The organism is Ruthenibacterium sp. (assembly GCF_017421385.1).
GTDB lineage: Bacteria > Bacillota > Clostridia > Oscillospirales > Ruminococcaceae > Ruthenibacterium > Ruthenibacterium lactatiformans.
The window spans coordinates 1-15871 of record NZ_JAFOIN010000016.1 but is presented as its reverse complement, the minus strand read 5'-3'; the positions used below and the strand labels follow the sequence as shown (position 1 = coordinate 15871).

The following is a 15871-nucleotide window of genomic DNA, read 5'->3' as shown; positions in this document are numbered from 1 at the left end:
TTTTTTGCACCTGAAACGTTGGCGAGGCATTGCTACTCGATATGCAAAAACTACAACATCTTTTCTGGCTGCTGTGCAAATTCGTTGCATTGCTATTTGGTGTACTGTTTTGACCTGATCTTGTGTAGACACTATTTAGAAGTTAAAAAGAAAGATGTACTTACGCCGAAAAAACGCAAACCGCGTAAAAGCAAGGCCGATCAGATCAAATTCCTTGTCAGACAGGCACAGAAATCCGGAATGAAGCTGGACGAGATCGCGGATAAGCTTGGCATGGCTCTGCCTGAATAATCGTCTTTACCGCAGCCAGGAGGCTGCGGTTTTTCATTGTTCATTGCCATGCTCAAAATTGATCCGCTGCATAATTTGTATTGCCGATAAAATACGCCTCTATCTTTCCGTAATCCCCGAACTGTACCTTCTCTCCTGTGAGATAACAGACAGCTTCCTCCCACATGTGCAGCGGATATCTTTCTCTTTCCCGCATATGGCGCATAATGTCCAGTGCCTGGCGCTTCGTTTCCGGCACAAGGCGCAAATCCGAAATATTCACGCCAAGCTCCCAGGCAATATCGTCCAGCAGCCGGGCAGGCTGTGCCGTGCGGTCTTCTGCGTATCCCCAAAGCGTAAGCTGGTTCCCGTCTGCTTTGTCCGCCGCCTTGTCGTTCAGCCACCATTCAAACCACTGCTCCGGCGTGCTGGCAAATTCCAGAACCGGCAGGCCAAGCGCGCGCCTGTCCTCCAGCATGTGGCCAAACGTGCGCAGATACTGCGCCTTGAATTTTGGCCAGCGGCGAAACTCCTGCTCACGTCCCGCGCGCCGCGCCATAGGGCAGCCGATACAGCCAAGCCGCGTAAATCCCTCATCATACAGGCTGCATTGCTTCAGCCCCACATCTTTGGAATAGGACCAGATATCCGAATCCGTCCAGTACGCCAGCGGGTTGATCCTCCTCTGGTTGTCCTGATAGCAGGTCTCGAATATCCTTCGCTTTTCACTGTTGTCAAACGGCATGATGATGTTGTCACCGCGCTTTTTGTCCGATGCGATCTCCAACTCGTCGCGCTTTTTTCTCCGTCCCACACTCTCATACTTGCGCACGCCCAGCGACAGGATCGCCCGGCCCTGCTGCGGCACCGGACGCTCTTTCAGATGTTCGCAGCAGTATCGCACCTTGCGCAGCGGCGGGATCTTCTTTATGCGCATCAATTTCCACATACTATACTGGTACATCACATCATAGGTCAGATACCCCAAATCGCGGTATGCCTGGAAATTTGCACGCTGGAAATAGACAAGCTCCGGCGGATCGATGCCTGTAACACTATGCATATAAAAATGCCGCACTCCGGCCCGGCGCATCAGATGCCCCAGCACGCGGCTGTCTTTTCCCTCACTGGTACAAACACAATAGCCCCGCACATCGTAGTGCAGTGCCAGCCCCTCGTAGTACCGGAGCAGGCGCACGGCTTCTTCATCCGGCGCATTTTTTGTAAAGCTCATTTGATGTTCCATCGAAAAAGGCCGAAGCGAATTACCGCTCCGGCCCGCCGCCTCCTTTTTCCCTGTTCGTTTTTCGCCGCTCCCGCATCGACACATATTCGACAAAATACAGGTCCAGCGGCATATATTTAAAGCTTCTGTTGTATGCAAGGTGCTCATTTTCGATCCCGTCCCGGACCGCATGGTCAAGCAAATGCTGTATATCCTCCACCGGGATCGTGCGCACCGTGCAAAATCCGGGCAGTCTCCAATCGTCCGGCATCGCCGCCTGCAGCATGTTATTGCTGCGCTCGCCCGCTGCCCAAAGCAGCACGGAACCCGCCGGGCAGCCTTTCAGCGGGGCCTGCAGCCTGACTGCGGCGGGAATGTCCGCTAAGAAACGCCCGCTGGGGTCCTGCTGCCGCGCCATGAAATACTCTTTTACAATCTGCCCAACCTGCTCCTGCGGCTGGATGTATATAAGGCTTTCCTGATAACCCATTGTGTCACGTCATCTCCTACAAATAGATTCATCCCATCGGATGCTCTTTTCGGAACGCCTCGGTCTGGCGCTTGAGATAGATGCGCCGCGTCTCGCGACGCACAGCCCTGCGCAGCGCGTCGATGTGCGAATATTCTGTTTTCAGCCATAGGCGGTAAAGGAAATCCAGCGGCCTGCGCTGCGGCGTCAAAACAGAAAGCTGCTGGTGGGTAAGCGGCGTTTCCCGTAAAACGGAAAGCAGGTCCTGCTTGATGACATATTCATATGCCCTGTTCATCACCTTTGCGGGCACGCTGCCCTCCAAAAGGTCCCGCAGGCAAAACATCTCATGCTCCGCCTGCGCAATCACTTTCATCTGCTGTTTTGTCATGTTCTGTATCCTCCGTTTTTTCTATCGGGCTTCGCCCGCAATTCTTTCCCGGTTTCTTTTTCGCTGCCGTCCGGCTTCCTCTGCCGCCGCATCCTGCATATGGTCGATCAGGACATTGGAAAGGCCCGTATCCTTTTTCAGGTACTCCTGATACAAATATTCCAGCGGCATGCGCATGCCCAAAAGCGCCTTTGTTTCTTTTGGGCCAAGGAAAGCTTCTTCCACCAGCAGCGCCATATCTGTTTTCACCGCAATTTCGCCAGCCTTTTCGATCACATCCTGTACGGGCAGACGCTCCAGCCCGGCCACAAAAGCCGCCAGCTCATCATTCATTTTTCCGATCAATCGTTCCGTATTGTTCATAAAGCTCCCTCTGTTATCTCTCATAGTCCTTCGCCGCCCGCTGCGGCGGCTCAATATCCAGCGTATCGTCCATCAAATCCGGGATGCTGTTCTTCCCGTCGATGTTCAGCAGTGCGTTCACCGCCGAGAGCCGCGCTTCCTTTTCAGCCAGCTCCTGCTCCTGTGCAAACGGCTTCTCCAGCTCCTGCCGGGTATTTTCCTGCTGCTTTTCGATCTCCGATATCTCCTGCGTCAGCTTTTTCAAATGGGCTTCCATCCCGTTCAGCGCATTGTTGAGACGGGCAAGGTTGCCCTGTACATCCGTGCCCAGCTCCGCAAAATACACCGCCGCGCCGCGCAGGCCCACGACAAACGCCTGTTCCATCGCACGGTATTCAAGCCGCATCGCAAACCCGCGGTATGAGCCTATTTCCATCGCTTCGCCGCGCTGCACCACCGTCTGGCACAAAGCCAACAGCTCAGCGCCCGCCGCGGCCTTGTCCGTGTACTCCCGGCCCATGACCGTCATGGAAAACTGCTCCCTGTCCTCCGGTGTGTTCGCGTCGCGCCGGGGGATGTCCTTTTCAATGGCGCCGATCTTCTGCCGCCGCTCCAAAAGCTGCTGCGGATATTCCAGCAGCAGCATATCCTCCAGCCTGTACCGCTGGGACACATGGCTTGATTTCAAAAGCCGCAGCTTTGTCACGTCCGTTTCAAGCTGTACCTTCTCCAAAATATGCGGATTGCCTGTGGACAGCGCCTTGATCTCACCATAGGACAGCACCGCTTCATCCAGGTCCTCACAGGAACGGGACGGCGCTTTGCCGCTCATCACCTGGGATATGAACCGCTGCTTTGTCTCAATGAGCTGCCACGAATAAGAGTCAAACGTCCCTTCCGTCACATAACGGTGGATGAACACCTTTTTGTTGGTGTTTCCCTGCCGGATGGCCCTGCCCTCCCGCTGCTCTATGTCGCTTGGCCGCCACGGCACATCCAGATGATGCTCCGCTGCAAGCAGCGTCTGCACGTTCGTGCCCGCTCCCATTTTCTGCGTGCTGCCCAGCAGGATGCGCACCTTACCCGAGCGCACCTTTGCGAACAGCTCCGCCTTTTTCTTTTCGTTGTCCGCGTCATGAATGAACGCGATCTCGCCGGGCGGCACGCCGTGCCCGATCAGCTTGTCCCGTACATCGGCATACACGCTGAACGCTGCCGCCTGTACCGCCGCCACGCCGTCCGTCATGCATTTGATCTTCTTCTCAGCCTTTGGCGTGGACAGGTCGCAGAATACAAGCTGTGTCCCTTTGGTGGATGCAAATTCCTGCCAGAGCCGGAACACCTCCTCCACAGAGGCATTGACCTTGCTGCCCGCCTCATCCGGCAGAAGCGGATCGATGAGCCGCTGGTCCAGCGCCAGCTTGCGGCCATCGTTTGTGATCGTCAGCATGTTGTCCTCGCTGGGGTCTACATTCCCGTTCCGCACCGCCTCGGCGCGTTCGCCCAGTTCAGCCACCATTTCCCGCTGGATGTCTGTGGGCTTTACCACAACATTTTTCCGCTCCGCCTCCGGCACAGGCAAATTCAGCATATCCGCTGTCTGGATGTCCGCCGCCTCGCGCCACAGCGCCATCAGCTCCGGCAAATTGTAGAACCGGGAAAACCGCGTGCGCATCCGGTATCCCGTCCCCTCCGGCTTCAGCTCCACCGACGTGGTCACTTCCCCGAACGTGGACGCCCATTCGTCGAACAGCGTCAGGCCCCGGTCCTGCAGCATACCGTATTGCAGATACCGCATCATCGTATACAATTCCGCCATACTGTTGGAGATCGGCGTGCCTGTGGCAAACACCACGCCTCGCCCGCCCGTCAACTCGTCAAGATATTGGCATTTGGCAAACAGGTCGCTGGATTTCTTCGCTTCCGTCTGCGCAACACCCGCCACATTTCTCAGCTTTGTGTACAAAAAAAGATTCTTAAAGTTGTGCGCCTCGTCAATGAAAAGGCGGTCAATGCCCAATTCTTCAAAGGTCACAACATCATCCTTGCGGCTGTCGTCGTTAAGACGCTCCAGCCGTGTTTCCAGCCCCTTGCGCGTCCGTTCCATCTGCTTGACCGTAAAGCGCGGCGTATCCCTGTCCATAAGGCCAAGCTGCGTGGTGATCTCGTCGATCTGGCGCTGGAGCATGGCCGCCTGCCGCTCCGCCGACAGCGGGATCTTCTCAAGCTGTGAATGCCCGATGATCACCGCGTCGTAGTCTCCCGTGGCAATGCGCCCGCAGAATTTTTTCCGGTTCGCGGTTTCAAAATCCACTTTCGTGGCCACAAGGATATTCGCGCCGGGATACAGCTGGAGCCATTCCGCACCCCATTGCTCCGTCAGGTGGTTTGGCACAACGACCAGGCTTTTGCTGCACAACCCCAGGCGTTTGGCCTCCATCGCCGCCGCTGCCATCGTGTAGGTCTTCCCGGCCCCGACAACGTGCGCAAGCAGCGTGTTGCCGCCGTAAAGGATGCGCGCCACGGCGTTGCGCTGGTGCTCCCGCAGCACGATCTCCGGCGACATGCCGTGAAAGGAAATATGGCTGCCGTCATACGCCCGCCCGCGCAGGCAATTGAATTTTTCGTTGTACAGCTTCACAAGGCGTTCACGGCGGGCCGGGTCTTTAAAGAGCCAGTCGCGGAACGCCTGCCTGATGGCGTCCTGCTTCTGCTGCGCCAGTATCGTTTCGTTTTTGTTCAGAACCCGTATTTCCCGGCAGGATACGGTGTCGTATTTTGTGTCGTACACCTTTACCGTGCGCATATTCAGCGACGCTTCCAGAATGTGAAATCCGTTGATGCGCTCTGTACCATATGTCTCGTTTGCTTTCACATTGGCCGCCGCGCCCTTTGCCTTGTTTGTGATGTTCCACTGGCCTGTGTATGAGACATATATCACTTCCATCACCGCTGCGGCATTCCAGGACGGCTCCAGCAGCTCCACCATGAAATCCTTCACAACATCCACCGGTATCCATGTAGCGCCCAGATGCACCTCGATGTCCCCGGCTTCAACGGGCGCGGGCTGCACCTGCTCCAGAGCGGATACATTGACTACATACGCCGCATCCGCTTCCGCCGCTTTTTGTGCCGTGTGCAGCTTTTCCCGCACATTCCCGGACAGGTATTCGTCCGCCGTCACCCAGCCGCTTTCCGGGATACCCTCCCGCACGCGCGACGGGTCTCGAAAAATAGCGCCCTGCAATGCACGGATGATCCCGTCCTGGTCCTCCGTGCGCAGGAGCTGCGCCATATATGGAAGGTCCACGCACGCGCGTTCGGAAATGGAAACAGCCAGCGCTTCGCTGGCTGTCCCCACCTCGGTCGCGGGCCTGCGCGCCTGGATGGTGCGCTTTGTGAACATGTCCGATTTGCACTTGAAGTTTCCTTCGTCATCGAACACCTCCAGCGCGCACAGAAGGAAATATCCGCTGTCGTCCCGGAATACGCCCGCGTTCCCACGGCTGTTGATGCGGCCATACCGCCGCACAAAATTGTCGTACAGCCGGTTCAGCCTGTCCTGCTCCAGCTGTACCGCCGCGTCTCCGCACCCGTCAAGCTGTACCTGCATGAGCCTGCGCGTCTGGCCGCGCAGCGCGATCAGCTCCCGCACGCGGCGCGTATTCGCCCCGTCCAGCTCCACCGCGCGCATGACGGAGTTTTCCCGGAAGTACAGCCTGCCGTCCACCTCCGTGAAGCTGTAATTGCGCACATCCGGGTCCGCGGGCAGCGCCTCGATCTCCTGTTCCGCCTGTTCCAGCGGTAGCGCCGCCGGGAGCCGTGCGTCCAGCCCTTCCAGCGCGGCGTGCAGCGCCGCGCCCAGGTCCTGTCCCGGACGCGGGCGGCAAACGGAGCGGGGGCCGAACGGGCCGCTTTCCATCACCATATCGCCCAGCACCATTTCCGGATGCTCCACAAAATACTGGTTGATGGGCACGCCGTCCCCGGTCTTTCCCACATGCAGCCACGGTTCATCCCGGTCCGCCATGCGTTCGCGCTTTTGCAGGAACAGGATATCCGACGTCACCTCTGTGCCCGCGCTCTGGCGGAACGTGTCGCTGGGCAGGCGTACCGCGCCGATCAATTCGCACCGCTGGGCGATGTACCGCCGCACATTGCCTGACGCCTTGTCCAGCGTGCCGCTTGAGGTGATGAACGCGATGATACCGCCCGTGCGCACCTTGTCGATGGTCTTGCCGAAAAAGTAATCATGGATGAGCCAATGCTCCCGGTCGTACCGCGTGTCATGTACGCCGAAGCTGCCGAACGGAACATTGCCCACGGCGCAGTCAAAGAAGCTGTCCGGCAGTGCCGTTTTCTCGTAGCCGCAGGCATAGATGTGCGCCGACTGGTAGAGCTGCCCTGCAATGCGCGCGGAAATATGGTCCAGCTCCACGCCGTAAAGCCCGGTGGGGTTTGTATCAAACTGCTCCGGGCGGCAGCCGAAAAACGCGCCCACACCCATGGACGGCTCCAGAATGTTTCCGCCCGTCACGCCCCAGCGTTCCAGCGCGCTGTACATAGCCCGTATCACCGTGGGCGGCGTGTAGAATGCCGTCAGTGTGGATGCGCGCGCCGCCATGTATTCCGATTCATCCAACAGGGATTTTAATTGTGCGTACTCCTGCGCCCATTCGGTTTTTTCTCCGTCAAAGGCGTCCGCAAGGCCGCCCCATCCCACATACCGCGCCAATATGCCCTGTTCCTCCGCCGTGGCCATACGGCCCTCGTCCTCGATACGGCGCAGGGTCCCGATGGCCGCGGCATTCAGCGCAAACCGCGCCTTGGGGCCGCCCGGAGATGCATTCTCCGTGGGATAGCGGTAATCCAGCTTTGGCACAGGCGGGGTATCCTTCTGTACCTGTGCCGCCTGCGGCAGCTCCGCCATCCGCTGGCCGTCCTCCTGAAATGCGTCATAGGCGCTGGACACGTCCATCGTCGTATACCGCGGCTGGCCCAGCTCCGGCTCCATGTCCTTGAGAATGACCGTCCGCGACTTGAAATTGACTTCCGTGATGCTGTGCTCCCGGCCCTCGATCTCGATGATGCCGCCCCGCGGCAGCGCCTCTGCCGCACGGCACAGCCTGACCGGCTCCGGCTGGCCCGCGCCCGGCTCAAACAGCGCCGTATCCACGCCCGCGCACAGCAGCTTTTTCAAATATGCGGGCCATTGCTCTTTAAGGAAGCCCGTAACATCCACTTCGCCCAGCGGCGGCACATCGGCATGCAGCACCTTTGTGTGCAGCGCTCCCGATACAACGCGCGCGTCCTCGTCGTAAAACAAAAAATACGCATCGTTTCCGCAGCCCAGCGCGTAACGGTTGTATTGATCCTTCAGGTCCAGATAACGGTCCCCGCTGAAAGGCAGCGAAAGGTCCCGCGGGGCTTCTGTGTACACAGCCTGCCCGCTCGCCGGACCGGGCGGCAAAAGCTGCGCGTTGCGCGTGTCCGCCCGGAGCAGCGCTGCAAAGGCTTCCATGCTTTCCTTCCGCATGAGCAGCGGAAAATCCGCGTCCTCCAGGCGGACGCCGTCCCCGCTGATCTCCACGATGTGGAACGCCTTGCCGTCCTCCAGGTATACGGTGTCGTCCACAGCACAGGGACGCTGCGGGGCGGGCGGCTCGCGGGCAGCATCCCGCCGCACGGCTTTCAACTTTTGCGCCTGTTTTTCCCGCTTCCATTCTGGATATTGCTGTTCTTCCTCGTCCGTCAGGTACAGGCCGTCTTTCACAAGCCGTCCGATGCGCCGGGCCGCCTCCGGCCATTTCAAAAGCTGGTACGGTGCGTCCATACCCGTGCCGCGTATCACGGAAATGCCCGGCCTGCCGTACATGTTGTAGTCCACACTGCCGTGTGTGCCGTCCAGAAATGTCCATGTCATCCCGCCGACGCCGTATTCGTGCTTCAAAAAATCCGCGGTCTCCTTTTCCGTGTGCTTTCCCCCATACCATTCGGCAATGCGGAATTTCCCCTTCGAAAAACCGGAGCCATGGCAGAGCACCGCGTTGATCTCAGCTTCGCTGAACCCGGCCCGCGCCGTTTTCGGAGCCTCCGTTCCATCCGCTTGCTCCTCCCTCGCGTCCTCCACGATGGGAAATGCGGCGGGCGGGGCCTCGCGCCGGTATGTTCCCTGTTCAATGAGCTGCGCCGCGCGCTCCGCCACTTCCAACAGCGTGAGCGTTGTTTTCGCCCGCGCGGACAGATAACCGCCGCGCCAGAATTCCACTGTGCCGTTGCCCCGGTTGCAGTATCCGTAACGGTGGTTTCCGATGAACAGCTCCGTATATATATGTCCCATGGCGTCCGCCAGAAAGGCTTTGCGTTCCTGCATATCCATGGTGGTGCTGAAAAAGGATTCGATATCCTGTTTTTTGCAGCCTTTTTTGTATTCCCTGTCACAGCGCAGGATATCGTCTATTTCATCCGGAGACAAAGAAACAGGACGCTCCGTGTCGGAACGCCCTGTTTCCTGTATCTCTTCTTCTGCCGGGAACAGGCTCAGCTGCCGTAGATCAGTTCCATCGCCGTTTCCTCCGCCTGCTGGCGCAGGCTGTTCATCGTCCCGGCCCAGCCAAGCGGGTCCGTCTGTTTGTCCGGCAGCTTCGTACGCTGTACCAGACGCTCCATCGTCTGCTCCACCTGCCCGCGCACCTGACGGTCGATCTGTGCCAGATGGCTGTTCAGCGCGCCCTCCAGCAGCAGGGTGTTCAGCTGACCGGGGTCGCTTTTCTCCAGATATCTGAGGCGCAGCAGGCCGTATTTGCCCGGTGCTGTCTCCGGTTCCTCCAGCATCAGGTTCGGGTAGCGCACTCCGTTCCGTGTTGTATATGTCATTGTCCTGTACCTCCTTTGCAGCTTCAGCCGCATGTGAAAATTCCTCTCTGCCTTCATTCTGCACGCCGCGGGCCGGAAATGCAAGCCTGTCGTTTTCCCTGGCCGCGCGTTCGACATCCCGCAGCACCGACGCGGCCAGACGGCTGGCATAAGTGCCCGCGAGTGCGGCCAGTCCGGAGCTGTTGAAGCGCGTGATACTTTCCAGCGCGTCCGACGTGACCGCACCCGTTCCAACGCCAACACGGACGCCCACCATGTATGCCGCGCTGTCCGCCACGAGCTGGTGGAACTGCCGGGCCAGCGCGGCGTCGTCCTGCCCGGACCATCGGCCTTCTGCGTCCGCCGCACGCAGCATCGCCGTCAGCTTCATCGGATACAGCTCCCGCGGCGCGTTCATCACAAGCGCGTAAACGCGGTCCGCCACCACGGGTTCCCGGGAAATCCCATATTCCTGTCCCAGCCTGTCCGTCACACGCTCCAGCGCTTCAAATGGCAGGCTCCATTGCCGGAACTCCGGCGCGCCCGGCAGCGGCTGCGTTTCCCTGACGTCAAACACGTATTTGAGACGCCCGAAATGGCTGTGCGGGTCCGGCAGCGCGATGGCCTGCGCGTCCGGACGCAGGCTCCGCTTCATCCGCGTATACCACACCTCCTTCGCCGCGCACGCCGTCGCCTCCGGCTCCTGCGCGTAGATCAACACCTGCTCCGGAAAGCTGTATTTGTACAGACGCGCCGCGGCGTCCAGGAACGCACGCCACGCCTGCCCGCTGCTCGTAATGTTGTACAGCGTTGTCCGGGACAGCTCCCGGACGGTCTGCCTGTTCACCGGCATCGCCGCTCATCTCCTGTTTTCGTTTTTACCGGGCTTCGCCCCGTTCTTTTTGGAATCTCTGCTTCGGGGTCAGAATGCGCCCCTGTTCGTCATAGCTGCACGGGTCTGCGGCCTGTGTCTGCCAGCCGAACATCGAGCCTGCCAACATCGCTGCGGCCTGGGCGCGGCTCACGCCCAGCTTTTCGTTTGTCTCCAAAACGAACGCGCGGTTCTTCTCCCGCCCCATGTCTGGAAGATCGGTTTTGAAAAAGCCGGTTTCTCCCTTTTTAACAAGGATGATCCCGCCCGTGCTGGGCAGGAGGTTGTAGCACTGCTCCGGCAGGGACGAGCGCAGCGGGATGACCGTGCCGCCGTTTTGCCGGAGCTGCTCCGCAAGCTGGCAGATGTGCCGGATGCCGTCCATGCCCCGGCCCAGCTCCAGATGGCAGTCGTCAATATATCTGCAGGTATGCTCGATCCGTTCCCCGTCGCTCCATGTGATCCGGACCTTATCGCCGTCCGGGATTCGGAACAACTCTTTGTAGTCCGGCGTGATGAAGCGGATACCGCGCCCGGCATTCTCCATGTGCCGGTCCAGATGCTCCGTCATATACGCGAACAAATAGAAATTGTAGTCGCCCGGATTGGCATGGCAGCGCAGCAGATAGCTGTACTGCTGTGTGTTGATCCGAAATCCGTATTCCCTGCAGTAGTTCCCGTCAAATCCTGCGTCTGCGTGGTCGTGGCAGAAGCGCGCCATTTCACTTCTGCCGGAAAACAGGCCGCCGGACTGCCGCAGGGTATTGACCACCCGGTCGAACTCCTGTCTGAACGCATCTGTTTTGTACCGGCCATGTCCGTCCTCCCAGGTGGTGAAAAATTCCCGGCCATCCTTACCAAAGTCTCCGCGCAGATATCCGACGCCGCCTGTCTGGCCCTCAAGCTGCGTGCTCTGCCTGTATGCGTACAGCCGTTCCCCCGGCTGCATCGTTTGGATTTCCAGCTCCATCATCGCTCCCCGCCTTTTTCCCTTCCGCGTGTCTGCGCCGCCCGTGGGCGGCGCAGGGTTTCGCCTGTTTCCTTTTCCCTGCGTGCCGTCAAAAATCCCTCCAGCCGCTGTTTTTCAGCGGCCTTTTCACGCTGGTAGTCCTGCCGCAGCGCGGCGGCCTTTTCCTTTGCCCAGCCGGGCAGACGGTCCGGCTTGACAGCCCCCATTACGTCCGTGCGGCGGATATATGTATGCTCCCCGGTATATATGTTGATGCAGAACACCTTTGTGCCGTGGCTGCCGGCACGCGCGCCGTTGCCGTCCACTGCAAAATACAGCTGGTGGGCCGCGTTCCAGTATTCCGGGCGCAGAACGCCGGGGCGCATTACAAGCACCTTGCCCTCGTAATCACCCGCGCGGCTGTCCCGGATGCAGTCAGCCTCCGTCAGGAGCTGCGGCGCATGGTGTTCCTGGCGCTGCGCGCGGACCTGTTCGATCTGCTTTTGCAGGCGCTGGATGAACATCTCCCAGGCTTCTGTATATTCCGTTGTGCCTTCTATTCCGCTGAACCGGGCAAGGCCCAACTAGTAGCTCACTTCCATGTACCCCACATAGAACGGAAGCGGCGCATCCTGCTGCACCGCAAGGAATATTTCCCTGTCGCCAAGATGCACGCTGTGCGTCACCTTGTGCCCGTCCACGATGTATTCTTCCTGTTCCATTTTCCTTTACCTCTCAAAAAAGGAAAAGCGGCCGGGATCACCCAGCCGCTCGTCCTTTGGTTTTATTTTCGGGTCGCAGGGCAGCGAGTACAGCCGCCCGTCCCTTTCTTCAAATTTTTCCGGAAAGTGCAGACGCCGCGAATACCGCTGCGCCTGCTCCCGCGTCAGCCCCACAAACCGGCCCCTTCGGCTGCCGCACACGATGAACCGCCCCTGTACAAGGCCGATGCTGCCCAGCGTCCGGTTGTACGGCTTTTCTGCATCCCCTCCGTACACGGCGGCGATCACCGTATTGTCAAAGGGGAACGCTGCGGTATACTGTTCCGACTCCAAAACCGCCGTAAGGGATGCGGGTGTATTCTCTATGTCCGCCTCATAGGGCGAATACCCCGGCTCTACGATCAAAACTTTCAAATTCGATTCACCTCATCGTTCATCAACTTTTCGACTTCCGTCATGTGTTTTTACTCTGGTAGATTCAACGCTTTGTGATATGTGTGTCATGCTTGCCTCTTGAAATATATACTTGGACACACCCATATTGGGCACAAATTGTCTGCCCTCCTTTATTCTATAAAATTAGAGCACCTGAAATCGGGTGCTCTGCAAGTGATATTCTGTTTTTCAGATATAGGGTTCATCATCGTCTGCATCTTCATCATTCTCAAAGTATTGCAGTAAATCCAACGCCAGTTCGTTGACACGAATGGGGATGTCAAAGCCCTTCATTTGCTGTTTTTCACCATTTGAGTAACTGACTGAAACCGACCATGAGGGTTGTTCTTCATCCTCAGAAACTTCTATATCAGCAAAATCTTCTTCCTCGCCCAATATATCGGGCATTTCTTGAGAAAAATCTTCTTCCCAGCAGAATACCTCGCACGCATTGACGATGCGGTTAAGCAGTTTTCTCATTTCTTTCGCCGTCAGTTCGATTGTATTGGAGGCTCCAGTTTGGGTGCATGAGATGAGCCTTGTTTTGCGGTCAAGAATAAACATGATCTGTGCATCAAAGGAATCGCCATACTCGTCCCACAATTCATCCTGGACAACAAATGTCATCTCGCTGATATGAAGCTGCTGTTTTCGTTCGTTTCTCTCAGCATAAGGAAAATGCTCCGCGTAAACCATTTGGGCGGCCTCTGCAATTTCAGGGCATTTGTCCTTTTGCAGTCCTTTGAGCCATGCTTTCTGTTCCGCAGACAAACGATATGGGAGATTCATCAGCCGGGCCAAAGTCATTTCCCTGGAACGCTCCGCCGGTGACAACACCGCACATTTTTTACAGATATGTGCGCTATGGCCTTTGCCGGAAAAACTCTCATTCGACTTATATTCTCCGCAGACCTTGCAATAGTGCCCATGCTTCTTTGCCATTCGTTAAGATCACCCCTTTTCTCTTATTCCTGTTTTCATACCACTTCTCAGATGAGATTGCTGGGAATAAAACAATTATCCGCATCAATCGGAATGGGTTCCTCGCACATACAGATACCCAACAGAATCACGCCCTTGTTCAGACCTCACTATTACTCTGTGATACCGTCCATAATATGCTGGACAGTATCGCAGGCATCGTCAAAGGAAATATCCTTGGCATAATCAAAATCGCGCTGATACTTTTTCCAGAACCCTCGGAGCTGTTCGCTTGCGCGGATCTCCGCAATAATTTCCGGGTAGATTTCCAGCACTTTGCGGCTGCCACGCTTGTCCGCTGTTCGTTCCAGCGCTTGCAGCAGCATCTTAGTATTGCACTCCGCACCGCGCAGGGCGTACAGAATATATATGTCGTAAAAATCTCTCGGACGGGTATTGGCTATACTGCGGGACAATATCGTTTCGATTTTCTCTGCCAAAACTGTTTCAAGGTTATAAGCAAGGACGCTGATGCTGCGGTCATCGAACAGCAGCGAAAAGGTGTATTCAATTTCCCTTGGCGTAATAATATCCCCGGTGGTGACATCGACAGTCAAGGGCACGCTAATCGGCGCATAGTTGGCTTTCAGCCCTACGCGGATTCCAGGATAATCGTCGCCCTCACGAATATCTGAAATATCCGTTATTTCAAAGGTCACATCATCGGCAACCCCGATAGCACAAATCTCCGCAAAGATATTGCGGATAGATTCATGGGTGAGCGTAAAGCCCTTTATGGTGGTATCTAAATCCATTGTCGCCCTTGTGTCCAAGCCGACGATAGCGGAAATGAGAAAACCGCCTTTGAGAATGAAATTGTACTTGTACTTTGACAAGGAAATTCGTTCCAGCAGTCTTTCCAGCATATAGTTCTGCATAACGAGCTGGGCTGATATGTTCTTTTCCGCTGCTTTCTTTTTGATAAGTGCCTTTAGCTGCATTGGGTTTTTGGTAATCATAGTAGTACCTCCATATAGCGCAGCACTTTGGGCTTCACGCGAAGCTGATCTGCGTACTGCAATAGTTTGTGGATGTCTTTTTCTTTGGAAGCCGCATAGCGTTTCATTGCGCCCGTGATGATCTGAATGTCGCTGCCGCTACCGCGCAAAATGTCACACAGCGTTCTTTCCAAATCATAAATCCGAAGTGGATTGCCGCAGGGGGAGTTTATCTCAATCACACCCAGAGAATAGTTCTCCGGCACGACACGCTTTATCAAAATGTTTTCCTGTTTCAAGGACGGGGAATTATAGCCCTTTGGGAAAGTCATTGTATACTGTATCGGAGTGCGGTCAGAATAGCCCAGCAGATACAGTGCGGTATCATGGGAATAGATGCCGCGCCCATACTTGCGTTGCAGGAGGTACAAATCATCTTCCCACGCATTGCTGCGCACATATAAACCGCGTCCAAAACGGTACAGTTCTCCATTGTCTACAAGCTCCTGTAACACGCTGCGGTGCAGCCCTGCGGCTGTCACCTGTTGTGCGGTGATCGTTCCGTCCATAGACGTTTTCAACAGCTCTTTTATCGTTTTCTTATCGGTCATAGCTACCACCTCGCTTTTTCGACTATCACACATTATATTTTATCAAAATAATGTGTAGTCGTCAACAACAAAAAACGTAGGCGCATCATTAGAATTGCAAATAAGGATAATGTCGCTTTCATGCCCGCGCAGGAATTTTTCTTTGTCGCGGGATTTCTTGTATCCATCGTACAGCGGCTTTAGCTCCTTGTAGGTGGTGATGTTCTTAACAAGCAATACCATACCGGATGTTTTTTCTTTTAATTGGAAACGAATTTTTCAGCAAAATCATCCTACCGCTCTTGTGCTCCTCGCTGACGTGCCCAATTTGCCAGAAGCTTTACGATAATCTTCTTTTTCTGTTCGGGCGTATAGCTTTTCGGAAAGAATTGCTCGATCTCCTTTGCCGGAAGAGTTACTTTCCCTGTATCTCTGGTCTGAGCCTTTTCCTCCCGCATAATCGCGGCAATGTCCTGTTCGGACAATCGTCCCTCCTGGCTGGCACGTTTAAGCCGCTGGGCCTGTGAAAGTGATGGTGTTACTTCCTCCGCCTGTAAAATGTCATAAAGCACAGCTTGTTCCTCCAGTCTTAAAAATGCAAGCTCATAGGCGGGATTGAATTTTATCTCATTGCCATCCACCATTTCAAGCAGTTCAGGAATAAGGTCGTTTATCTTGATGTATTGCTGTATCTTAAATAGTGTCTACACAAGATCAGGTCAAAACAGTACACCAAATAGCAATGCAACGAATTTGCACAGCAGCCAGAAAAGATGTTGTAGTTTTTGCATATCGAGTAGCAATGCCTCGCCAACGTTTCAGGTGCAAAAAAG

The 15871-nt window shown here is 56.1% G+C and carries 15 protein-coding genes and 2 pseudogenes; 2 read left to right on the top strand and 15 right to left on the bottom strand.

Annotation, left to right across the window (positions count from 1 at the left end; genetic code table 11):
* Positions 1-118: pseudogene (locus IIY41_RS01880) on the top strand (IS5/IS1182 family transposase); the annotation flags it as partial.
* Between the two features lie 225 nt (positions 119-343).
* On the opposite strand, the gene IIY41_RS01875 reads toward IIY41_RS01880, so the two are convergent.
* The 6 genes from IIY41_RS01875 to IIY41_RS14050 all read right to left on the bottom strand — a co-directional run bounded on the left by IIY41_RS01875 (position 344) and on the right by IIY41_RS14050 (position 9531).
* Positions 344-1504 carry a phosphoadenosine phosphosulfate reductase domain-containing protein gene (locus tag IIY41_RS01875; protein WP_287399419.1) on the bottom strand — a complete coding sequence of 387 codons (1161 nt, stop codon included), beginning with the start codon at positions 1502-1504 and terminating at the stop codon, positions 344-346.
* A gap of 31 nt (positions 1505-1535) precedes the next feature.
* Positions 1536-1985: a hypothetical protein gene (locus IIY41_RS01870; RefSeq protein ID WP_270847616.1), complete on the bottom strand. Its 450-nt coding sequence runs from the start codon at positions 1983-1985 to the stop codon at positions 1536-1538.
* 28 nt (positions 1986-2013) lie between these two features.
* Entirely contained in the window at positions 2014-2355 is a 342-nt protein-coding gene (locus tag IIY41_RS01865; RefSeq protein WP_117460975.1) for a DUF3848 domain-containing protein, read from the bottom strand.
* A 21-nt stretch (positions 2356-2376) separates the two neighbouring features.
* Positions 2377-2718: a DUF3848 domain-containing protein gene (locus IIY41_RS01860; protein ID WP_009322624.1), complete on the bottom strand. Its 342-nt coding sequence runs from the start codon at positions 2716-2718 to the stop codon at positions 2377-2379.
* 13 nt (positions 2719-2731) lie between these two features.
* Positions 2732-8218 carry a helicase-like domain-containing protein gene (locus IIY41_RS14055; protein WP_502709811.1) on the bottom strand — a complete coding sequence of 1829 codons (5487 nt, stop codon included), beginning with the start codon at positions 8216-8218 and terminating at the stop codon, positions 2732-2734.
* Between the two features lie 1019 nt (positions 8219-9237).
* Entirely contained in the window at positions 9238-9531 is a 294-nt protein-coding gene (locus IIY41_RS14050; RefSeq protein ID WP_353806290.1) for a TnpV protein, read from the bottom strand.
* A gap of 224 nt (positions 9532-9755) precedes the next feature.
* On the opposite strand from IIY41_RS14050, the gene IIY41_RS14045 reads away from it, so the two are divergent.
* A complete protein-coding gene (locus IIY41_RS14045) occupies positions 9756-9983 on the top strand; it encodes a hypothetical protein (protein ID WP_353806289.1) in 228 nt (75 codons plus the stop codon).
* Between the two features lie 447 nt (positions 9984-10430).
* On the opposite strand, the gene IIY41_RS01850 is transcribed toward IIY41_RS14045, so the two are convergent.
* From IIY41_RS01850 to IIY41_RS01810, 9 genes and pseudogenes are all read right to left on the bottom strand, one after another.
* Positions 10431-11396: a hypothetical protein gene (locus tag IIY41_RS01850; RefSeq protein WP_287399414.1), complete on the bottom strand. Its 966-nt coding sequence runs from the start codon at positions 11394-11396 to the stop codon at positions 10431-10433.
* Positions 11393-11896, bottom strand: a complete 504-nt coding sequence (locus tag IIY41_RS01845) for a hypothetical protein (protein ID WP_287399413.1) — start codon at positions 11894-11896, stop codon at positions 11393-11395. The genes IIY41_RS01850 and IIY41_RS01845 overlap by 4 nt, the downstream gene beginning before the upstream one ends.
* A gap of 60 nt (positions 11897-11956) precedes the next feature.
* On the bottom strand, positions 11957-12094 hold the full coding sequence (locus IIY41_RS01840) for a hypothetical protein (protein ID WP_287399411.1): 138 nt from the start codon (positions 12092-12094) through the stop codon (positions 11957-11959).
* A gap of 6 nt (positions 12095-12100) precedes the next feature.
* Complete coding sequence (locus IIY41_RS01835; RefSeq protein ID WP_147324369.1) at positions 12101-12508, bottom strand: DUF3846 domain-containing protein; 408 nt, start codon at positions 12506-12508, stop codon at positions 12101-12103.
* A gap of 210 nt (positions 12509-12718) precedes the next feature.
* Positions 12719-13471, bottom strand: coding sequence for a hypothetical protein (locus tag IIY41_RS01830; RefSeq protein ID WP_287399407.1), 753 nt, complete (start codon positions 13469-13471; stop codon positions 12719-12721).
* Between the two features lie 152 nt (positions 13472-13623).
* Positions 13624-14469, bottom strand: a complete 846-nt coding sequence (locus IIY41_RS01825) for a nucleotidyl transferase AbiEii/AbiGii toxin family protein (RefSeq protein WP_270847600.1) — start codon at positions 14467-14469, stop codon at positions 13624-13626.
* Complete coding sequence (locus tag IIY41_RS01820; protein ID WP_270847598.1) at positions 14466-15059, bottom strand: type IV toxin-antitoxin system AbiEi family antitoxin domain-containing protein; 594 nt, start codon at positions 15057-15059, stop codon at positions 14466-14468. Before IIY41_RS01820 ends, IIY41_RS01825 begins: the two co-directional genes overlap by 4 nt.
* Before the next feature lie 272 nt (positions 15060-15331).
* Positions 15332-15682 (bottom strand): hypothetical protein, encoded by a 351-nt coding sequence (locus IIY41_RS01815; RefSeq protein WP_287399403.1) that lies wholly within the window; start codon positions 15680-15682, stop codon positions 15332-15334.
* A gap of 70 nt (positions 15683-15752) precedes the next feature.
* Positions 15753-15871, bottom strand: a pseudogene (locus IIY41_RS01810) (IS5/IS1182 family transposase); the annotation flags it as partial.